At 39.0% G+C, this 24,119-nt stretch carries 11 protein-coding genes and 1 tRNA gene; 3 read left to right on the top strand and 9 right to left on the bottom strand.

Annotated features, from left to right (window positions below):
• Positions 1–11: 11 nt before the first annotated feature.
• The 5 genes from dacB to J1N10_RS16890 all read right to left on the bottom strand — a co-directional run bounded on the left by dacB (position 12) and on the right by J1N10_RS16890 (position 5,178).
• Positions 12–1,430: a D-alanyl-D-alanine carboxypeptidase/D-alanyl-D-alanine endopeptidase gene (gene dacB, locus J1N10_RS16910; RefSeq protein ID WP_262327915.1), complete on the bottom strand. Its 1,419-nt coding sequence runs from the start codon at positions 1,428–1,430 to the stop codon at positions 12–14.
• 25 nt (positions 1,431–1,455) lie between these two features.
• Complete coding sequence (locus J1N10_RS16905; RefSeq protein ID WP_262327914.1) at positions 1,456–2,493, bottom strand: DUF6340 family protein; 1,038 nt, start codon at positions 2,491–2,493, stop codon at positions 1,456–1,458.
• Positions 2,494–2,663: 170 nt separating this feature from the next.
• A complete protein-coding gene (gene fabG / locus J1N10_RS16900) occupies positions 2,664–3,410 on the bottom strand; it encodes a 3-oxoacyl-[acyl-carrier-protein] reductase (protein ID WP_262327913.1) in 747 nt (248 codons plus the stop codon).
• Positions 3,411–3,983: 573 nt separating this feature from the next.
• Positions 3,984–4,832 carry a caspase family protein gene (locus J1N10_RS16895; RefSeq protein WP_262327912.1) on the bottom strand — a complete coding sequence of 283 codons (849 nt, stop codon included), beginning with the start codon at positions 4,830–4,832 and terminating at the stop codon, positions 3,984–3,986.
• Positions 4,833–4,917: 85 nt separating this feature from the next.
• Positions 4,918–5,178 carry a helix-turn-helix domain-containing protein gene (locus J1N10_RS16890; protein ID WP_262327911.1) on the bottom strand — a complete coding sequence of 87 codons (261 nt, stop codon included), beginning with the start codon at positions 5,176–5,178 and terminating at the stop codon, positions 4,918–4,920.
• A gap of 319 nt (positions 5,179–5,497) precedes the next feature.
• On the opposite strand from J1N10_RS16890, the gene J1N10_RS16885 reads away from it, so the two are divergent.
• Complete coding sequence (locus tag J1N10_RS16885; RefSeq protein ID WP_262327910.1) at positions 5,498–7,375, top strand: methyl-accepting chemotaxis protein; 1,878 nt, start codon at positions 5,498–5,500, stop codon at positions 7,373–7,375.
• Positions 7,376–7,453: 78 nt separating this feature from the next.
• On the opposite strand, the gene sucD is transcribed toward J1N10_RS16885, so the two are convergent.
• Complete coding sequence (gene sucD, locus J1N10_RS16880; protein ID WP_262327909.1) at positions 7,454–8,326, bottom strand: succinate--CoA ligase subunit alpha; 873 nt, start codon at positions 8,324–8,326, stop codon at positions 7,454–7,456.
• 397 nt (positions 8,327–8,723) lie between these two features.
• Between sucD and J1N10_RS16875 the strand changes: the two genes are divergently transcribed.
• Positions 8,724–10,760 carry a methyl-accepting chemotaxis protein gene (locus J1N10_RS16875; RefSeq protein ID WP_262327908.1) on the top strand — a complete coding sequence of 679 codons (2,037 nt, stop codon included), beginning with the start codon at positions 8,724–8,726 and terminating at the stop codon, positions 10,758–10,760.
• Positions 10,761–10,861: 101 nt separating this feature from the next.
• A complete protein-coding gene (locus J1N10_RS16870; RefSeq protein WP_262327907.1) occupies positions 10,862–11,953 on the top strand; it encodes a gamma-glutamyl-gamma-aminobutyrate hydrolase family protein in 1,092 nt (363 codons plus the stop codon).
• 68 nt (positions 11,954–12,021) lie between these two features.
• Here the strand turns inward: J1N10_RS16870 and J1N10_RS16865 are convergent, their stop codons facing one another.
• The 3 genes from J1N10_RS16865 to J1N10_RS16855 form a co-directional block, all read right to left on the bottom strand.
• On the bottom strand, positions 12,022–12,954 hold the full coding sequence (locus tag J1N10_RS16865) for a PorP/SprF family type IX secretion system membrane protein (protein ID WP_262327906.1): 933 nt from the start codon (positions 12,952–12,954) through the stop codon (positions 12,022–12,024).
• An 18-nt stretch (positions 12,955–12,972) separates the two neighbouring features.
• Positions 12,973–23,763 carry a Calx-beta domain-containing protein gene (locus J1N10_RS16860; RefSeq protein ID WP_262327905.1) on the bottom strand — a complete coding sequence of 3,597 codons (10,791 nt, stop codon included), beginning with the start codon at positions 23,761–23,763 and terminating at the stop codon, positions 12,973–12,975.
• A 282-nt stretch (positions 23,764–24,045) separates the two neighbouring features.
• Positions 24,046–24,119 (bottom strand) — tRNA-Asp (locus J1N10_RS16855).

Here is a 24,119-nt window from a genome sequence, read left to right as displayed (position 1 = left end):
AACAGCTCCAGTTAATTTTGAAGGATTACCTCTTTCATCAACCGTTCCATGTTTGCTCTAATTGTTTTATAAGGTTCCGTAAAACGATTGGCCATCATACAAAAAGCAACAGTCTTGCCTTGCTTAGTTGTGATGTAACCACAATAACCCAGCACCCCATTTAATGAACCACTTTTACCGATAACTTTACCTTTAAATTCGTTCTCTCTCAAAATACTTTTCAAAGTACCATCCACACCAGCAACTGACAACGATTGCTTAAACACTTCTGATTTCTCAGAAGCATCCAGATAGCGAAGCACCTCCACCATATCGCGTGCACTAAACGCATTAAACGGCGATAGCCCACTACCATCAAAAAACAGTCCTGAGAATTCAGGAATTGCTTCGCTCCAAAACTCATGAAGACTTTGTACTCCCATGTCCCAATCAGCTCGTTTATATTGCTCATAGGCGAGTTGAAACATCAGATGATCTGCCCAAAGGTTATGACTTACCTTATTAACAACCGTTGCAATTTCTTTTAATTCAGGTGAATAATGAATGTAAAAAGGCTTCTTTTCGATTACATCCTCTATAGCACCAACTTCAAACCCATTCACTTTAACACCATTGTTATTTAAGTAGTTATAAAGTTCTTTGGCAAACGTATTTTCCGGATGTGGCAATGCTCCCTTAATAGTAAAAGCATCGCGATTTTGCGGAATAGATCCACTTACATACCACTGGTTAGCATCAGAATAGCCATAAATATAAGCACTATCCTTATTATTATCTGCGGTTTTCACCAGGCAGTTTAGTTCAACATCTACATTGGGCTCAGTCTTTATAATTTCTGCTGGCTGACCAACTCCCGAAGGTGATTTCATGGTCAGGTAAAACGTATTCTCCCGATAGGTTAACGCATTTGGAACGGCTCCATAATAATTACCAATATCTTCCCACAGGCGCTTTGATGGCAATTTAATACCAGAAATAAAAGTGTTATCTACGATAATACTATTAATAGATGTGATACCAGTTTTTTGCAGTTTCAACAATAATTGATGGAAGACAAATTCAGGCTTTGTTTCATCGAATCTGTCGGAACCTAATGTTGGATCACCCTTACCTTTAACAATTAAGCTCCTACGTCCATCTTTTTCCCGGATATAGAATTGTGTTTCGAATTTAAAATCAGGTTTAATAACACTTAAAGCAGCACCAGTGGTTATCACTTTAGTTAATGAAGCAGGTGTCATGCGTTGCAATGGATTATGCTCAACAATAATTTCACCACTTTCCACATCAACAGCCAAAAGCGAAATGGCACCATATTGTGTTATATCTAATGAATACGAACTTTTTTTACTATTAAAATTTGAAAATTGCGAGAACGAGTAAAAGTGGTTAACTAAAACAATTAGTAATGCTAAATAGACTTGCTTCATTATTAGTATATATTAGTTGGTTATTTTATTGAGGCCCCAATTGTTCATCTAACTTCTTCTGATCGCGATACCGCCTGACTAAATCAACATACAGCTCTCTGGATGTACGGCGTTCTTCTGCATTACCAACTACCCCATGCGTTTGAAAAGCCTGATAGCTTTTATAGGCCCATTCCATGGCCAGGAAAAACTCCCCTCTGGCCTCCATTGATAAGGCAATATTATTAGCTGCTTTACCTTTTTCGCGCGAATTACCATGTTCATATACAAACCCCCATAATTTTTCAGCTTCGTAACGCTCGTCTTTACTCAACCACTCAGCAGCATTAACAAATTGCGGATTTCCTGAGATGTACAACTTTCGTGTTACAGGCTCCCAATAAGGCACCAGTTTATCAACAAAGGTTGCACCAAGATAATGCCCTACCTCCACTGTCGCCTCCTTTAACGATGGAAAAGAAGACACTGAGGACTGAACATCAACTCCTACCCCATTCCAATATAGGGTGTCTTGCTGCGAAGTTTGATATAATGCCTCACTTGAATATCCGTCAAATAAGTGCCAGTTAACAGCACTGTAAACATCCATGGTAGCGTAATACTCTACTTCCATATCATGCACCTCTATTTTTGTCCCGTAAACGGCAGCATCAAGCGACAAAAGAGCATCAGCATTGTGTTTATTACAAATATCGATGATCTGCCCCTGACTTAACTGTTGCATAGGTTTACCAAATTCTTCTGTATTGTATTTAAGTGTATCTACATACACCGTATCGAAAAAGCGACGCAAGTTTAAATCTTCATACAATTGATTAATTATAACGGTTGTAATTGTATCAACACGTACTGTATCCAACCGTACGTCCTCGCCCATAACCTGTGCAATATGTGCATTATCAGGATTAAAAGGATAGGCATTATCTACAATTACTATGGATTTTATTTGAGGAGGAACTGAATAATTCGCCGGCCGAAGTACATCGTAATGCATTAACTCGTAAGATTTGCACGACACTAATACCAGTAAAAACAATAAATAAATGGAGCACTTTTTAATCATATTGCGTATAGAGTCTTAGGTTAAAAGGGCAATCTTTCTTTTTGTCTAGAACAAAGACGCCCACAACTTAACCTTTCTTAACAAATTTAATGCCAATTGTATTTTTTTATAAAAATAAAAAAGGGTGGTTAAAAAACCACCCTTTTCAAAATATTCTGCAATAATTTTTTTTACATATTCATACCACCACAAACATGGATAGTCTGACCACTTACATAAGCAGAAAGGTCTGAACCTAAGAATACACAGATGTTAGCCACATCTTCTGGCGTACCACCACGCTTCAAAGGAATCTTCTGTTCCCAGTCTTTCTTCACGTCTTCTGGCAATTTACCAGTCATCTCAGTAATGATAAAACCCGGAGCAATAGCATTACTGCGAATACCACGCGAACCTAACTCTTTAGCGATTGATTTAGTGAAACCAATCATACCTGCTTTAGAAGCCGAATAGTTAGCCTGCCCCGCATTACCGCTTACACCCACAACCGAACTCATGTTTACAATAGAACCTGAGCGCTGACGCAACATAGTTGGCTGAACAGCTTTCGTGAAGTTAAATACCGATTTCAGGTTAACATTGATAACAGCATCCCACTGGTCTTCTGTCATACGCATTAACAAAGTATCTTTAGTGATACCGGCGTTATTAATCAAAATATCGATAGAGTCGAAATCTTTAGCAATCTCAGCCACTACCTTCTGAGTATCTTCAAAATTACTCGCATCAGAAGCATATCCTTTAGCCTTCACTCCTAAAGCTTCAAGCTCTTTTTGAGTTTCTTCTGCTGCTTCGTTAATTACTAAGTCAGTAAATGCAACATTACAACCTTCTTGTGCAAAACGCATAGCAATAGCCTTACCAATGCCTCGTGCAGCACCAGTTACAATGGCTGTTTTTCCTTCTAGTAACTTCATATTGTTTTATTTATAAGTTTTGATGAACATTTTTCAATGACCGGCTCATCATTACAATAAATTAATGTGTTAAAACTGATAGCGAAGTCTCCACTTCAACTATCTATTTTAAACTTAACCGGACAAAAATAGAACAATTCTTAGCTTTTCGCTATTTTTTTTGTTGAAATACAAAAATGTATATGTCCACGATGGCGATATAACTGGTTTACAAATTATTCATCAATACTTGGCTTGCCTATCATCAATTAAGCACAAAGAATGTACTGTCATCGGTTCAACCTCGATTCCTAAAGCAGACTCAGAGAAATCAGCAACTCAACTTAAACTGACTAAACACCGGTCAAACTCCTTTTTTTGTACAGAGAGAATCCAGCATTACAATTCGATTACCTATTAATAACATATTAAGCACAGTCTCTAAAATTTAATAATCACCACGCAATATTATTAACATTTATATAATATGTATCAATTTATTAATATCATATATATTTTTTTTAATAATAAAAGGCTGCCATCAACCTAATGATAACAGCCCATTATTAAACCAAACCTTAGCTACCAAGTTTGCTATAAATCAAAATCTCCCGAATAAGAATCTACATACGAAGGTGCCACATTTAAACCTTTGTAATAGGCCCAATCTTCCATATTATCGATTGCATATTCGCAATCAGGTTCTAAATAAATATATCCAACCTGGTCAAAGCCTTGCATCATATAATAGGTAAAAACACCATTCTGCATATAATAGTCACCATCGTAGGCATACAAACTTCGGTTAGAAGCCACAGCTACAACACGACCTGTTGCATTTAAATAAGAAGCCATAGCCCCAATCTGACAGGCATCAAAACAAAACATCATTTTTGTGCTTGTTGCATTAGAAAAAGTTGTTCTGAACCATCGTGCACTGATGTAATATAAATCTGCAGAAATAATATTACCTCTACTACCGTGACCGGAGTAACAGAAGGCAATTTCATTACCAGCCGAAGATAAGCCAGCCAGGTTATTCACAGCATTTTGAATGGCGGAGTATGTCGCATTTTGATCCAACAGTAAAATCACATTGTAACCTTCTGCTTCCAATCTATTTTTCCAATCAATTGCATCGTCATCGCAATAATTTAAATCATTCGATGTGCCGTAGTAGTCTGAAATACCAATGACTAAAGCATATTTACCGCCTGTTGACTTAAGCGTTTTAAGCGGTACTTCTGTTGCTTGCTCTTCAGTAATCTTGTGCTCTGCAATAACCTCTGCTGGTCGCATATCAATTGTCGCAAAATCAGGGCGTACAGCAAATTCTACATCCTGAACTTCTTGAATAGGCATATCATCGTTCTGACAACTTTGCAAGGCAAGCACACCAACTAAAAGAAACATAGGGGCTTTAAACATCCAATTTGTTTTCATAGCATTTTGTAATAAATAGGTTAATAATGATGATTTATTAACGCAAACATAAAACCTGCTACTCTAATTTTTTTGGAGTGTGTAATTAATAAGTATTTTTTTTTGAATCGCAAGCTCCTATCATTGGTCCGAAAACAATTTCAAATGGTTCGGCCAGGACATAACTTTGCTTATAAGAACAATATTCTATCCGAGCTCCACACTCCTTTAGAACTTTCATAAGTTCATATAACATGCTCTCCGAAACCATTAGCTTTTCGGCAAATTCTTTTGGCGTTCCTGTCGCCTCTCGTTTTATCATTTCGAGGATACGTTCATAACGCTCCACCTGCTCAATAAACTTCATAATAAGGTTAAGTAAGGACCGTAATTAATAACTAATACGCCCACAAAACACCTATTATCCCTTTTCAAAAAGTCGATTCCTAAATGGCGATGTGCTAATGTAATAATTTAACAAATAATATTCAATACATAAGCAATAATATATCTCTACGTCAAGTTCACTAATACACAAACGATATTTTACATCTTTACCAAACCATATCACATGCAATTCTTCTATCACTTATTGAACTGCATTCGTCAAAGAATACATGGATAGTATGGACGGAATTATATTTTTGTATTGGAATCAAAATCTATGACAAAATACCTAATTAACAATGAAGCTTAATCTTAAGAAAAAGCTGGCTAGCTTTACTATAGTGACCGTTGGTGCTGTTTTCTGCATCTTTTTAACCGTGTCATTATTATTTATCCAGCGCTCGTTTACTGAATCAAATGAACACGTACTGATTGAAGAAACAAAAAAATCTGCTGAAGAAATAAACAAGCAGTTATCGACCCACATGGGCCTTGCACGAGGTCTTGCAAAGACCTTTCAATCGAGTTATGCCGCTAATTGGAATTTTATGGCTCCCTTGTTCAACGAGTCGATGCGCAAAGTGGCAGAACAAGAACCATCGTTTCTGGCTGTTTGGAATTGTTTTCAATACGAGGCAATTGATAAAAATTGGGGCAAAGAACCCGGTCGATTAACTTCTACACTATCCAGAGAGGAAGGAATATTAAAACATAAAGAAATCATTCGCGATGTGGATGGCATAAAACCTTCGGTATATTACGACATCCTGAAAAGTCAACAAGAAACGTTGGTAGAACCATATTGGTACCAGTATGGCGATCATGAAGATGATAAAGTATTGGAAACAACATTGATTGTTCCAATGATGGACAAAAACATTGGAATTGGAGTGGTGGGCATCGACATGTCGTTAGAAGCATTCCCTGAATATGTCGCTAATATCAAACCATTTGAAAGCTCAAAAGCCTATCTATTATCGAATCAAGGAATTATTTTAGGCAGTGAAGAAAGTAACTTACTTGGAAAACCTTTAAGCGACCTTTTTACCACCATTGATGCAACAAAACTAAGTAAAGCCAATACGACCGACCTTTTATTTGAGCATCTGTATGATGGAACAAAGTATGTATTTACAGTTGCCCCAATCTATGCAGGCAAAAGCAAAACCCCATGGTATGTACTTGTTCAAACGCCTAAAAAAATTCTTACCGCAAAAGCCAACTGGATTATTTTCATAATGCTAATGATTGGTTCGTCTGCCATTATTATTATTGCAATACTGATGTATATTGTGTCGGGTAAAATAACAAATCCAATTGTGCAGTCAACAAAAATAACGTCTAAGATTTCATCAGGTGATTTAACAGGTGAGATGATATATAAAAAAGAAAAAGATGAATTAGACATTCTTAATAATTCGTTACTGGACATGCAAGAAAAGCTGTCAGTAGTGGTGAAAATGATTCGCGAAAACTCAACACAAATCCAAGAAGCATCCACACGATTAGAATCCGATTCAAGCACATTATCTAACGCAGCCACCACAATGGCATCATCATCTGAAGAAGTTTCTTCAGCTATAGAAGAAATGACCGCCAATATCGAGCAAAATACTGAAAATGCACGAATGACATCAGAGCTTTCTCATTCGGCACTAAAAAGTGTTCAAAACAGTAATTCTTCTACGCAACGTATGCGTGAGGCAATGGGCTCTGTAGCCGAGCGTATCTCAATTATCCAGGATATTGCGGCACAAACCAACATATTATCACTTAATGCAGCCGTTGAAGCAGCACGTGCCGGCGAATCTGGTCGTGGTTTCTCAGTGGTTGCTGCCGAAGTAAAAAAACTGGCTGAGCGCAGTCAGAATGCAGCTTCTGACATTGAGAAACTGTCGCGCCGCGCCTTAATGATTTCAGAACGCGCCGGTAACGATATGGAAGAATTGGTACCAGAAATTGAAAAGACCTCATCTTTAGTCGACGAAATAACAGCGGCCAGCATGGAGCAGAACATGGGCATACAGCAAATATCAAGTGCCTTGCAGCAACTCAACAATGGCACGCAACAAAATGCCTCTTTAGCCGACACATTAGCCCAAAGTGCTGATGAATTAAATGCTTTTGCCAATGAGCTTCAACGACAGGTGGCTTATTTTAAAGTTGGAAGAAATTAAATTGTAAGTGATTTACAAGCACAAGAAGACCTTAAGGTTTTGAAAACCTTAAGGTCACATTTATTTAAACAAATCAACTTACTTTACTAAGGCTTTAACTACTGTTTCGCCTAAATCGGCGGGTGAATCAACTACATGAATTCCACATTCACGCATTATGGCCATTTTAGCAGCGGCCGTATCTTCTTTACCTCCAACAATTGCACCAGCATGTCCCATTCTGCGCCCCTTAGGAGCTGTTTGTCCGGCAATAAATCCAACAACCGGTTTAGTTCCATTCTCTTTAATCCACCTAGCTGCATCGGCTTCCATTGTTCCACCTATCTCTCCAATCATAATAATAGCATCCGTTTCCGGGTCATTCATAAACAATTCAACGGCTTCTTTGGTTGTTGTTCCAATTATCGGATCACCGCCAATTCCAATAGCTGTTGAAATACCCAGCCCGGCTTTAACAATTTGATCAGCTGCTTCATAAGTTAATGTTCCAGATTTCGACACAACACCAACTCGTCCTTTTTTAAACACAAAACCAGGCATAATTCCTACTTTGCATTCGTCGGCAGTGATAACTCCCGGACAGTTAGGGCCGACCAATCTAACGTTACGCCCGGCAATGAAGTCTTTAACTTTCACCATGTCGGCCGTTGGTATACCTTCGGTGATTGTTACAATGACTTTAACACCAGCATCGGCGGCTTCCATAATAGCGTCGGCAGCCAATGGCGGTGGAACAAAAATAGCTGCAACATCAGCGCCTACCTTATCTACAGCATCGGCAACAGTATTAAATACCGGTAAATCTAAGTGCTTTGAACCACCTTTTCCTGGCGTTACACCGCCTACTACATTGGTACCATATTCTATCATCTGAGAAGCATGAAATGTACCTTCACTTCCGGTAAATCCTTGTATAATAACTTTTGATTTTTTGTTAACTAATACGCTCATAGGGTATAATGATTTTAATTAGCGATAATGAGTATTGTTTATTTCTTAATGTAAATAACCGATAGCTTGGCTATTTGTTTTGAAAGCACAAAATGATTGTTTGTTTAAATTGGTTTAGAGACTTTTGAAACCATATATCATGACATTTATTCGATATTTACATGATGATAATCATTTCGTTATTACCTCTACTGTTAATTATAAAAATTTATTACAAAACACACCACTACACTGTATTTCAGTATCATAAAGACTCAATACTCTAAAGTCATTTATACACCATTTAAACTGCATTTAACAATGGCAAAATAGATGTAACAATCTGCAATGGCATTTCGTTTGACCCAAACACATATATAGGGAATTCATCAGGCTAAGCCTGAAAACTATTTGGGAAATGGGAAACATTACAATTCGGCAAAAGCTAATAGGACTTATTGTAGCTATTGGTATGGTACTTTTGATTATTGGCTCAATGACATACCTGTCATTTAAAAAGGTAGATAATCTGCACCTTCATTCTACTCATGCTAAACAAATGCACGAAAACATGCTAACCATGCGTAAAGCTGAAAAGGACTTTATGCTAAGGGACCTTGTTGATTACGAGTATTTTGAAACTGAGCAGAGTAAATACGTGGATGCTTTTAATGAGGTAATGAAAAGTAATCAAAAAACCTTGGAAACCTTATTAGAAAGTAGCTTTATTGAAGAATTTGAGCTCAAAAACAACATGCTGACGTTAAAAGCTGATTTTGAAGAATATGGCAAACACTTCGAAAGCTTAGTTCAACTCCTAACCGAAAGAGGCTTAAAGGACTATGGACGTATTGGAGAAATGAGAGCTGCTGTTAAAGCTATGGAAGAAAACTACAACGATGCCTCTTTCATTGCTGCACAACAATTACTATTGCGTAAGCATGAGAAGGACTATTTACTTAGAAATGATATTTCGTATCAGAAAAAATTAAATGATGCTGTAAATGCCTTTAGTCAACAGATTAGAAAGAGCAAGCAACTATCAGAAAGTAAAAAAGACATACTGATTATGCGCCTGAAAAATTATCAACAGGCCTTTAATAATATAATCAGCATCGATGAAAGAATCGGCTTAACCGAAACCGAAGGAATTAAAGGTCAATTGCGCTCAACTATTTACAAAACAGAGCCAGAAATTGATAATCTAGTCAATACCATTAAGAAGGAAAGTGAAAAATCAATTAAAACCACCATCCGCAACATTATCATTCTTATTGTTTTCTTTTTAATTGTAACAATAGCGATACTAATGGTTATTCTTTCAACCATCCAAAATGGCTTAAAAGCCGCCCAATCGGCTGTAAACGCTGTGGCGCATGGTGACTTTTCGAAAAATGTGGAGGTTAAAAATGAAGATGAAATTGGAAAGCTGCTTCAAGATGTACAACTTATGATTACTAAATTGCGAAAAAGCGTAACGGTTGCATCTGAGGTATCGAAAGGTAACCTCCTCGTTTTGAACTCGATGAATAAGGATGAGTTTGAAGGCGAATTGGATGAAGCACTTATCCAGATGGTTAATCGACTAAAAATCATTATGGAAGAAATAATGATGGCATCAGATAGTTTTGCCACTGTAAGTAACCAACTAAGCACGTCATCTGAACAGTTGTCAGCCGGTTCAACCGAACAAGCTGCTTCAAGTGAAGAAATTTCATCATCAATAGAAGAGATGACAAGTAGCATCTCTCAGAATGCTGAAAATGCAAGACGCACAGAGTTGATTGCCAACAAAACTGCCAAAGAAATGAATGAGGGACAAGAGGCGGTGGAAGAGTCAAATAAAGCAATCAAACAGATAGCAGAGAAGATATTTATCATTAACGACATCTCACATAAAACAGACTTACTGGCCATTAATGCTGCTGTGGAAGCAGCAAGAGCAGGAGAAAACGGGAAAGGGTTTGCTGTGGTTGCCAGCGAAGTCAGAAAACTGGCTGAGCAAACACAACGCGCGGCTCGTGAAATTACCGAATTGGCAACTACGAGTGTTAATATTGCCGAAAAATCAGGCAATATGTTAAGAACATTAGTCCCTGAAATCCAAAAAACAACACAGCTGGTTGAAGAAATTAATATTTCGAGCAAAGAGCAAAGTGCAGGTGTAACGCAAATTAACACCGGCGTGCAACAGCTGGCCAACATCACGCAAGAAAACGCTGCATCGTCAGAAGAACTGGCTTCTACAGCTGAAGAGCTTTCATCACAGGCTGCACAAATGAAAGAAACGATATCGTTCTTTAAAATTAAAGATACGCCAACAATTCATTCTTCAGTTAAACCAGCTCCTTCAATAAAAACAGACAATAGTTCAACCAATAAAACAGAAAAAGGGATTCAGATTGACATTGAAGATAATATGAAATCATTAACTGACGATTATGAATCAATCTAAAAAGTAAACCTTTGTAAAAGCACGTTATAATCTAAGTGGCTGTTGTATTGATGAACAACAGTCGCTTTTTTTTGTATTTTAGATGCTCAAAAATGTGAATCATGAGAATCTACACCCTTCTGTTACTATTTTGTTGCTTTAATTTACATGCTCAATATATTTGTTCACTGCCCGACCAGTTCAATAAACGTATTTTACTGGCCCACCCCACTACTTCAACCATTGAGGTGATTGAAACCTTGTACCAACAAAAGTTACTAAATACTTCATCTATTGAGCTAGTGGGCATCTACCATAAAGATGAAAACTATGATTATTCAAAATCAGCATCGATGCTGGATACCTTAGCGCATCTGAATTTTAGCCTGGTAGAATTACAAGATACGCTTTATGCCGATAGTTTATTTTGCCATAATGCCAATAGCCAGGCATTTCAGCAGCTTTTTAACGAGAGTGAAGGAATTATCTTCTTCGGCGGCCCTGATATCCCACCTGCTATCTATGGCGAAAAAGCTCATCCGGCAACTAAAGTAACCGACCCATACCGACATTATTTTGAAGCCTCTCTTCTCTACCATCTGCTTGGTGGCTATCAGAACAATGAATATACGCCTTTACTTGAAGAAAACCCCAACTATCTGATATTTGGCATTTGCCTGGGCATGCAAACCATGAATGTTGCAAGTGGAGGAACACTTATCCAAGATATACCAACTGAACTGTTTGATAGCGAAGAGACCAAAGGGCTTAGTCATTTAGATGGCGAAGAAGTGCATCGTAACTTCTATGCAAAAATGAGAAAATATGAAAAAAAAGGACTAGCAGGTTCTCATTTTCATCGTGTTAGATTTAAAGACTATTTCTTCCCAAGCCTGACCAAATCAGATGCTGAATTGATGCCTTTAATCAACAGTTATCATCACCAGGCTGTGGAAAATTTGGGCAAAGGCTTTGTAGTTGGTGCCACATCAAGTGATGACAAAGTTATTGAGGCCATGTTTCATGCGCATTACCCTAATGTTTTTGGCGTTCAGTTTCATCCTGAGCGTTCTCAATTCTTTCATCAAACACGAAAATATCAATTTGCACCTGATACTGAAGGGAAGTTCTTAAATGAATACCTGGATGAGGAAAGTATGGCTTTCCATGTTCGATTCTGGCAGGCTGTTAATAATATTATTCAGGAGTTATAATAAAAATGCCGGTTAAGAACTATTTCTCAACCGGCTCTTTGCTACATTCCCCAATGTAACAGGTTTCCCTAATTCAGTCTTCTCGATTTTTTGCGTTTCAAAAAACCATCGTAATTAAAGCTTATCATTAGTTCGTGGCTTCCACTATTGTAATTGCCAAGATTAGACATTGAGAAATCGTAGGAATAACCTATCATCAATTGCTCACTTACCTGTACGTTGGCCATAAATGCTAAAGCATCGCCCAATCGATAGGTAGCACCCAACCAATACATCTCCTGGTATATAACCTGCGTAGAGATATCGGTTGAAGGCGGTGCACCATCCACAAACTTATTAATGAATGATGGGCGTATTTTAAAATCATCATTAATATCGAACAGATAACCTGCCATAATAAAATAATGTCGTTTTAAAACAGCCAAAGCATCCTCCTGTGATTCTTCTGTATTAATCTCTGATTGAAACAGCTTCGGAACCGATATTCCTGCATATAGGCGGTCATCATACACATAAACGCCTGCCCCTAAATTAGGCTGAAATTTTCGTTCTATCTGCCCCTGAAACGAAGGATCCATCTGGTTACCATCCAACAATAAGCCATCCAGGCCAACATGGTAATTATAAAAACCACCTTTAATCCCCATCGACAACCTCATATCATCTGTTAATTTAACCTGGTAAGCATAATTAACATTGAAATAGAAGTTATTAACCGGGCCTAACTTATCGGCCACCAGAGCCACACCAATACCCATATCGTATTGGGTAAAAGGCGTGTGAGCTGCAAAGGAATATGTACGTGGAGCTCCCTCGAAACCCGTCCATTGCAGGCGCGATAAAAAAACAGCTTCCAACCCATCCTGCGTTCCCGTATAAGCTGGATTGACAGACATGGCGTTAAACATATACTGCGTATAAAGTGGCTCTTGCTGTGCTTTAATCTTAGTTGTTAATACAGCAAGCAACACAACTATTATAACTTTATATAAATTATTCATCTTCATATCTTTTGCTGATTAACGATTTAAGTAAATGTATCCTTTAAGCGTTTGCTTGGTATCATGGATGGTTATGATGTAGTAATACGTACCAACCGGCAATTCGTCACCAATACTAAAACCGGCATTGGACTTGCCATCCCAATCATTGAGATACTTATCAGCTTCATAAACCACATTACCCCATCGGTTAAATATTTCGATGCTGACATGTGTAAACTGGTTTAACCATGGTATGACGTATAAATCGTTTATGCCATCACCATTAGGTGAGAATCCCTTTGACAGCGGATAATCTTCATAGCACAAGTCTGTGTCCAGATAGTTTGGCACCTCATCGTTATCGCAATCACCAAGACCTTCGTCTTTATCTAATTCACCGTCACCATCCGAATCTTCATCCAAATAGTTAGGCACACCATCGTTATCCGGGTCACCATCGCCTTCTACATCATCTGGAATCACATCATTGTCAGAATCTTTCACTACTATAGCGATTTCAACTGTAGCCGTTGTGCATTCACTTGGATCGCCATCGTCACATACCTGATATACAAATGAATCTGTACCGGTATAATCAGCATTTGGCGTATAAACAAAAGTACCATCGGCTTCCAGTACTACCGTTCCATTTGAAGGCCCCGAAATAGGTGTAGCGCTCACATATAAAGTATTTCCATCTTCGTCGCTATCATTTTCTAATACTGACGGAGCCGTAAGCACTTCGTTACGCCCTGTTTCATAGACATCATCTTGTGCAACAGGTGGCTTATTGGCAATTTTCTTTTCAATAACAACAATGGTCACCTGAGCCGATGCGCACATTGAAGGCGTTCCATTGTCGCACACTTCATAAGTAAACTCATCTGTTCCATGGAAGTCAGCATCTGGCGTATACACATATGTTCCATCGGTATTAATGACTAAGGTACCATTGGTAACATCTGCTACTGGTGTGGTTTTAATGGTTAATGCATCATCTTCCGGATCTGAATCATTGACTAGTAAATTATCACCATTAAGCACTTCGCCCTGATTAATTGTTGCAGCATCTTCGCGTAAAACAGGTGCATCATTGACTGCATTAATGGTGACGCTAACACTTGCTGTTGCACAATCGCTATCGCCATCGCAAACCTGATACGTGAACGCTACAACACCATTATAATTCGCTTCAGGCACCAGTTTAATCGTGTTATCCGCATTAACAGTTACAAACGCATTGGTTGGCTGTGTGCTAACACTTACCACGATGTTTCCATCCTCTAAACCAGTATCATTAGCCAATACATTCATGGCGTCTATCGTTATGTCTTCATCAGTTGTAAAGCTATCGTCATTAGCTAGCGGAATACGATTTGCCACCTCATCGTCAATAATAGTAGCCGTTGCTGTGGCTGATGCATCAACCAGTGCATTAACTGCAGAAAGCGTAAGCGTGAATGTTTCATTAGGATCAAGCTCTGCATCATCAATAGCATCCACTTTTATAATTTGCTCTTCTCCTGCCGTTCCTGAGAAGGTTATAATACCAGTGATATCTTTATAATCGACATCTGCTGTTGCTGTCACCGCACTCAATGCATAATTCAACTGAAAACCGCCTTCAATGGCCTTATCGGCCTTAACAACAAACTCTCCAGAACCAGCCTCTTGAATAGATATACCATCAACACCTACTGTTACAACGCCATCATTGTCGGTAATAGTTGCCTCAACAGTTACTGGGGCTTCAACCAGCACATGAGATTCTGACAGTTGTAAGCTGAATGATTCACTTGTTTCAACGAGTTCATCATCTTTAAGAACAATTGTTACAGTTTGTGATTCTCCACTCGCTCCTACAAAATTCACAGTTCCTGAGGCTTCCGTAAAGTCATCAACTCCTGCAGTTCCTGTATTTGTCTGGTAATTAACAGCCACTCCACCTGGCACCGCTTTATCCAATGTTAGAGTAAAGACAGCTTGCTGCGCTTCATCAATTGTAATTTCGCTGACCGAAATGATTGCTAAGCCTTCATCATCAACAATGGTTGCTGTAGCTGTTGCCGAAGCTTCAACCAGTGCATTAGCAGTAGTAAAAGCAACACTGAAAGTTTCATCGTCTTCAACAATCGCATCGTTTATAGCATCAACTTTAATACGCTGCTCCTCACCTGCAGTTCCGGCAAATGAGATGGTTCCACTAATATCAGTATAATCCACATCGGCAACAGCAGTTATTGCACTTAATGCATAATCAAGCTGGAAACCTCCTTCAACAGCTTTGTCAGCCTTGATGACAAATTCACCTGAACCAATTTCATCGAATGAAATATCATCAACACTAATGGTCACCACACCATCGTTATCGGTGATATTGGCCAGTGCAGATGCAGGCACATCAACAAGCGCATGCGATTCTGACAGTTCAATTGTGAATGATTCGCTGACTTCAACTATTGCATCATCATTTAATTCTACCGTCACTGTTTGTGATTCTCCAATAGTTCCGGCAAAATTCAACGTACCAGAAACAGTTGTAAAATCATCAACTCCTGCTGTTCCTGAATTTGTTTGATAATTCACTACAACACCACCCTGAACTGCTTTATCAAGTGTTAAAGTAAATATAGCTTGTTGTGATTCGTCAATGGTAATTTCACTCACTGCTATGCTTGCCTGACCATCATTATCTACGATGGTACCAATGGCTGTATCGTCATCTCCAACCAAGGCATCGTGACTGCTAAGATCAATTCTTAACTGCTCGCTTGATTCAATAACAAGATCGTCTTCAATTGTGATTGTGAATGACTGTGTCTCATTAGCTGTACCGGCAAAATTCAACTGTCCATTTGTAATTTCAACATAATCATCCACAGCTGTTGTACTTAGGTCGGTAATTGCATAATCAACAACAACACCTCCGGACACCGCCTTATTAAGCGTAACAGTAAAGGTCATTGATTCATTCTCATTTACCGTTACATCTTCAATGGTTAAGTTAGCACTGTCTTCGTCGATAATTGTTACAGTAGCATCAGCTGGCTTTTCAACCAATGCAATCGACGGTGTAAACTCAAGCGTAAAGGTTTCGTTACCTTCAACCAAATCATCGTTTTTAGCCGTAACAGTAACCTTTACTTCTTCATTAATTGTTCCATCGAAATGAAGCGGTGTACCAGCCGGCTCATAATCATCTGTTCCGTTCGTAGTTATGTCAGCAAAGACATAGCTCAAATCAAAACCACCTTGAACAGCTTTATCTAATGTTAAAGTAATATTGGCAGTACCGCCCTCGTTAACCGTTATGTTACTTACCGACACTGATGCTACTCCGTCATTATCTGTGATTTCTACAGAACTAAAAGCTGCAATTTGCACCAATACATTGTTAGATGCATAATTGACCACATATGATTCAGGTGTCTCGACAACTAAATCATCAATTGTATTGATTTCAATTGTTTTCGATTGACCTGCCGCCCCGTCAAAAGCAACAGAACCAACACTTGCACTCAAATCACTGTCAACTATAGCCGTTCCGCTGGCAGCTGAATAAGTAATTTCAAAACCATCCTGAACTGCTTTATCTACAGTAAGCGTAACAATAGCTTTTTCCTCCTCGGAAATAGTTATATCCGAAACACTAACTGTTGCAACCCCATCATTATTAGTAATGGTTCCAATAGCCGTGGCTGCATCATCAACCAATGCATTACTACTTGATAAAGTCACTGTAAATGTTTCATCATTTTCAACCACATCATCATTGGTAACGGGAATTGTTAATGTATGCTTTTCACCTGCAGTGCCAAGGAAGTTCAGCACCTGTTCACTATTGTCAAAATCAACACCTCCAGTAGCTGTTCCATCAACAAAGTTACATGTTACATTTGTTCCTCCTGCTACCGCCTGACTTAGGGTAATGTCAAATGAAATACTACCTCCTTCGGATGCCGACACATTTGAAATTAACAAGGCTGAATTATCATTATCTAAAATAGTTGCAATCGCTTTATCAGCGGTGTTAATCAACAAGTTATCTGAACTAAATGAAATTTGAAATTCTTCCGACAGTTCTACAATATCGTCGTCTTCAACAGGAATAACAATATCAATAACCTCATTAACAGCACCGCTAAAAGTTATGCTATTTGGTGTATTCTGATAATCTTCCACTCCTGTAGCCGTAATATCATTCAACACATAATCCAGTGTAAATCCGCCCTGTACAGCCTTATCTACAACCACTTTAAATGTTGCCGGACTGTTTTCATTAAATGAAATATCATCTACACTAATTGTAGCCTCACCATCATCGTCATTAACTGTAACTTGTGACGATGCCTGAACATCAACCAATAAATGACTTGTACTGAAATCGATTGTATAAGTCTCATCACTTTCTACTACATTGTCTAAAGCACCATCAATAAAAATTGATTGCTGCTCATTTAGCGTTCCAAGGAAAGTAACTATTGACGTTTTAGCTACATAATCCTCTCCCGCAATGGCACTTCCATCAACCGTTGAATAGTCAACTGTGAAGCCCCCCTGAACAGCTTTATCGACTTTCAGGATAACCTCAGCCTGTGCTCCTTCTGTTACAACCACATCGGCAATAGTAAGCAATGCCGGACCGTCGTTATCAATAATATTACCTGTTGCCTCATCCGAATCGTCGACCAAATCATTACTACTTGTTAACGAAACAGTGAAATTTTCGGTACTTTCAACTATAGCATCGTTGCTAATAGTAACATTAATTGTTTTCGATTCATCTTTTGTTCCTGTAAAAGTCAATGGCGTTGAAAGTGTTGTAAAATCTACTCCACCAATAGCCGTTCCATTGGTAAATGAATAATCAACCGTAAAGCCACCCGCTACGTTATTATCTAAAGTAACGATAAACTGAGCTGTTTGGTCTTCATTAACCGACACATCGTCAATAGTGATAACGGCAACATCGTTATCATTAATGGTTCCTGTGGCAGTGCCTGTTGCCATAACTAACGGACTCGCTGATGATAAACGAATGGTAAACGTCTCGCTTCCTTCAACTATTGAATCTTCTTTTCCATCAACCGATATGGTTTGTGACTCATTTTCATCGCCTAAGAAATTGATTGGCGTAATGGTATTGTCGAAGTCAACACCCACTTCGGCTGTTCCGTCCTCCAGGCTATAATTAATTGTATAACCGCCTTGTACTGCTTTATCGCTTCTTACAACAAACAGCCCTGTTCCATTTTCATCAAATGTGGCATTATCGATTGAAATCGTTGCTGTACCATCATCATTGGTAATGGTTGCTGTTGCGCTTGGTGTAACATCGACCAGGGCGTGTGACTCATTAAAACTGATGGTAAATGTTTCATCCGTTTCAACAACCAAGTCTTCGCTTGTTGATATGATTATATCTTGCGTTTCAAGCGCATTACCTGTAAAAACAACTGTTGTACTCTGAGCAGTATAATCCTCACCTGCCGAAGCTGTTCCATTAGCTGTTGAATAATTAATGGTGATTCCGCCCTGGACTGCTTTGTCTAGCAAAAGCGTAAATGTGGCATTGTCACCTTCATTTGTACTGGTATTGGTAACTGAAACTGTTGCACTACCATCATTATCATTGATAGTACCAGTAGCTTTATCATCAACACCAACCAATGGGTTGCTCGAAGCAAGAGTTACTAAGAAATCCTCGCTTGATTCAACTACATTATCATTCTGTGTATCAACCGTAAAATCATGATTTTCACCAGCTGTACCGGTAAAGGTAATCGTCCGATCAATGGCTTCTGTATAATCAACACCTTTAGTTGCACCACTATCCGCCAGGTTATATGTAATAACCACACCGCCTGCCACAGCTTTGTTTAAAGTTGCCGTGAACACAGCTCCCTCTCCTTCGTTAACCGTTACGTCTTCAATTGTTACAACAGCTGCATCATTATCAATGATGGTTCCTGTCGCAGAGTCATCTGTATTAACCAATGCACTTGGCGATGACAGATTAATTGCGAATGTTTCAGAACCTTCAACAATGGCATCATCTATACCATTAACCGTTATGGATTGCGTCTTGCTTTCATCGCCATCAAATGCGAGGCTTGAACCAACTACCGTATAATCCGTTCCCTCGGCAGCAGTTATATCATTGGCACTATAATTAATGGTGAAACCTCCTTGTACTGGTTTATCAAACTGAACAGTAAAGGTAGCTGAACCGTTTTCGTCAACTGTTTCGTCTCCTATAGTTACGGTTGCCTGACCGTCATTATTAGTGATTGAGCCCGTTGCTTTATCTGTTGCATCAATAGCCAAAACTGTTGTACTTAAATTTAAAATAAAGTCTTCTGTTTCTTCAACAACATCATCATCCAAAACAGGCACAGTAATATTTTGTGATTCACCATCAGTTCCGATAAACACAATTGAACCACTGGCATTGTTATAATCGCTACCACCGGTGGCTGAGCCATCGCTCATACTATAATTAACTGTTATGCCTCCTTGTACATTTCCGCTTAAAGCAACACTAAAAACAATCTGTCCGTCGCCTTCCGAAACAGAGGCATCACCAACAGTTAAGCTGGCATTATCATTATCTGTAATGGTTCCTGTAGCTGATGAAGGCGCAGAACCTGATGACAATCCATTTAGTGAAACGGTGAATGTCTCATTTTCTTCAACCACCACATCACCTGCAATCGGTACAACAAAAGTTGTTGTGTTATTTCCTGCCAATATACTTGCCGAACCCGATTCAACAGAATAATCTTCAGGGAATGTCGCTTCATTTTCGGCAACAGCGAAGTTAAAATTCAGTTCGTTAGCAACATTACTTGAAGCCGTTACTGTAAAGGTCATGTTTGAACTACCGGCATCTCCTTCTGTTATGCTGGCATTTGCAATGGTTAGTACTACATCCGAATCTGAATTTTGAACATCGATAGTAATTGTTACATCTGCAAATGAGCCAATAGCGTCTGTTGCTCTGACAACAACAGAATAACTATCTAATACTTCAAAATCAATTGCTGAACTAGTGTTGACCGCTATTTCACCTGTATTAATATCGACCTTAAAGGCATTGGATGTATTACCTGATAGTATTGAATACGTAATTTTCTCACCATCAATATCGTTGTCTGTACCCGTTAACTGATCGTTAAGGTCATGTACAACAAAATTATTGGCAGCATCTTCCAGAACAGACACAGTGACATTGGCAAAAGATGGCGAATCATCCTGAGCTGTAACCGTCATATTTACATTGGCACTAGCCGATGAGTAGGTAACACCATCACTCGCTTTCCACTGGAAAGAGGCAGCTCCATTCCAATTGCTTGCAGGCACAAAACGTAAGTTGCTTATATCTGCCGCAGCAATTTCCTGATTCAGCAATACCGGAGCTCCAGACAATTGTAGTTCACCACTGGCAGCATTTGGTATGCTTACAATCTGAATTTTCACCAAAGCTTGCCCTTCTTCATCTGTATAGGCTGATGTAAAATCAGATGATGCAAATACTAAGTCGTTATCTTCATCAACACTTAAAGTGACTGTAGATAAAACCGGCGCATCATTTATGGCATTAACAGTAATTGTTACATCAGCCGTTACACATCCATTAGGTGTTTGGTCGTCACATACTCTGAATGTAAAACTGTCAGAACCATTAAAATTAGCATCGGGCGTATAAGTAAAGTCGCCATTTGAAGCAATCGTAACAGAACCATTGACTGGTGGAGTCACAGGACTCGTTTCTGCTGAAAGAATACCTCCATCATCATCTGTAGCACCTGTTAAGAGGTTGCCTGAGTAGGCTACATCCTCATCGGTACTGATAACCTGAGAAGATACTGTTGGCAGGCTATTAACCGAAATGGTTGCCGAGTTAAGTAAATCAACTGTACAATTACCATTGTCACCACTTATTGTAAAGGTATTGCTACCAACCGATAAATCTGTCTCATTAACTGTCAGTATTAAATCTGCATCGGCACCTGTTCCGCTAACAATCGAATTGTTGCTTGCATCATAGGCGGTATAAACCACATCCTGCTCGGCTCCCACAATAGTAATGGTGCCTGAGCCTCCTTCAACAATTTGCGAACCTGAAACCGTTAGGTTCTCATCCAACACATTGATAACCGAAATAGTAAATGGGGCTGAAGCATTTGAACACCCTTCTTTCGAAACTTCCAGGGTATAATCTGATCCATTATCGGACAGGGTTACATCATCTTTAGTCAGCACTTTAGTCGACCCAATAGTTGTAGAACCTTTCTTCCAAATGTAACTCGTTGCCACTGTTTCATCAGCGCTTAATGAGAGCGTTTCACCCACACATAAATTAACATCGCCCGTGAAAGAAACTATTGGAGCGATTGAAACCTCAAACTCTTTGGTGATAGCACAACCGCCTTTTGACACTGATAAAGAATAGGTACCAGCATCAGCCAGCGTTAAATTTGAAATGGACAATTGTTGTGTTGTACTTAATACTGTTGTTCCTTTTTTCCAAATGTAGGCAGCGCCAACCTCTTCGGCAGTTAACGACAGTGCTCCGCCCACACAAACGGACACATCGCCAGTAAATAAAACCGATGGTCCAATGTGCAATGCAAATTCTTCGATGGCTTGAGAATAGCCATCATCAACCAATACATAAATAATGGCGTATCCCGACTGATCGGCAATTGGCACTACATTTAAAAAGCGATTAGCTCCTGTACCTGAAATTGTAATTCCTGAATTCTCAACTGCCAGCTGATCATGTGAATAAGCAATTACAGATAAATCATCAGCTGCTGTTTCAGCATCGCCGATGGTAATAGGAAAACTTATCAATCCTTCATTTGTACAAATGGTTTGGTCGCCAATGGCTGCAATTGTTGGAGCCGAGTTACTAACCAAATTAACAACATTTGACTGTAGGGCATAATTTGTCCCATTGGAAGCTGTAAAATCAAACGTATATTTTCCTCCAATCCCTGATGGTGGCGTATAACTTATATTATTGATATTAGCCGCACTAATAACTTGTCCTGCTGTAATCGTTACTCCTGAAAGCTCCAGAGAACCAGATGACGGCAAGTTTATAATTTGAATTTCAGTTAATGGCAAATCATTCGGATCGTAATACTTGTCCGTGAAATCGCTTAATTGAAAGTTTATCACTTCATCAATACCGGCCACTAAATGAATATCCCCTAAAACAGGAGCTTCGCCATTGACACATTTATCAGTACCCGTTGTCACCTCAAAATTTATGACTGGCATACCCAAATCAATAGCATTAAACCAGGAGTTCATTGTAGTACCTTCACCATTATAGGCATTATAATTATAGGTCCACACACGAGGTTTATGATTCTCGATTGTAAGTTGAGTTCGAACTGTTTCATCCATTGCACCCGAACCACTTGAATCACCCCAATAATCGATTTGTGAATCATCCCAATATAAGGTTGGCCCTAGTTTATTAAACGGACGAATAGAATAGGTAGAAATACCACTTAACGACTCCACATCATACAATGGGAAATGAGCAGGCCCGCGACCTAAGAAAGTTGCCGATGCTGAATATATTCCATCTTCTACTTCATCTCCATCATCCGTTGTAAAATCCCATAATACGTAGTTATCGCCTTGCTTTAAATCAATCTGCAACGCTTTATCATTTCCATCTGTAGAATAACCTCCCCCATCTAAATCCAATAACACCGTTGCAAAACCATCAATATTAGATTCAATCTTAAACATGGTGATACTTTCGAATGGGCATGATGCATTGTTTTTCTCCAACACGATTGACGGAGCTGCCAATGATAATTGCTGAGGCTCGCGATCATAGTCATAATCAAAAATCAGGTTATCGTCGAACCAAACTTTAACGGCCGGAGGTGGCAGGGCGGTATTTTGCCACACAGCACGATCTGGGTCATTTAAAAAAATACGATATTCAGAAATATCACTGGTATTGGTTAAATCACCATCCTGACTTTGTGCCGCCTCAATAACATTATCATCTGTACTTAGCGATACGCCATATGAATTAGCCACAAAATTAAATGAATAAGGCTTCATCTCGTATTGCACCTTATTTACAAACTCATCGGCTGTAAACACATAAAAATCGGCTTTCACAGGATAATCGGTGTAACTGGTAGTTGTAAAAGCCCAACCTTTCGACCAAAGGCGACCAGCTGACACATTAGGTTCGCCCGGGTTGGTAATAACATTATTACTGGCATCGGTTACTGTAACATCAAAAAAATCCATAGCAAACCTGCGTTTGCGCCTATAGTTACCACTTGTCCCATAATCATAACGCCAAGTTTCAAACTCGATATAATGATTACCTGTTGAAGTTGCTTCATAAACATATGGTGTATACCCGTCTGCATTAGAAATTGTCGAGCCATTTAAGATAACTCCCTCCGGGCCTTTAACAGCCTCGTTGTACGACGAAATATAACCAGTTCCTGATGAAGGAAAGCGTCTTTCTGAAAAAACAACGTTACCATTTTCATCCTTAATCCGAATAGATGTACGAGCGGAATTGCCTTCTGAGTAACTAGCCATCTTCATACCAAAATGCATTTTTTCACCTGCATTCAGATATATGTAAAGCTTTTCTTTGTCACTTGCACTTTGGGTCGCGAAATACTTATTATCACTCCGGTAAATTTCCAACCAAAGGCGGTCGGTTGAGTTAGGCATAAATTGCTTCGTTCCTTCTTGAGCGGCCCCCATCAATGGTAGAAAGAGCACCAACAAAAGCAGAGTTCTCTGCAATAATTTAATTTTCCTCATGTATGTAGGTTTATTATCACTTTAAGTCGTTTTTTACGGCTAACGTGAATAATAGTTGTAGACAGAATGGGGCTTTTAGATGAATCCCACAATCATTTAGACAAAAGAATTAAATTGCTTGACTAACGTATCAGCAAATAAAGCGTATTAGTTAATATTGAAGTTCTAATGACAGTTGAGAACCGTCTCATAAATGATTCAGAGGTATCTTCGAATCATGACATTAATGAGGCATCTATGTAAAACAAAAAAAGGAACACTGTAGCAGCATCCCTTTTTAAGCGGTCTGGACGGGACTCGAACCCGCGACCTCCGGCGTGACAGGCCGGCATTCTAACCAGCTGAACTACCAGACC

The organism is Carboxylicivirga litoralis (genome assembly GCF_025499605.1).
Taxonomy (GTDB): domain Bacteria; phylum Bacteroidota; class Bacteroidia; order Bacteroidales; family Marinilabiliaceae; genus Carboxylicivirga; species Carboxylicivirga litoralis.
This window is presented reverse-complemented; position numbering and strand designations above follow the sequence as displayed.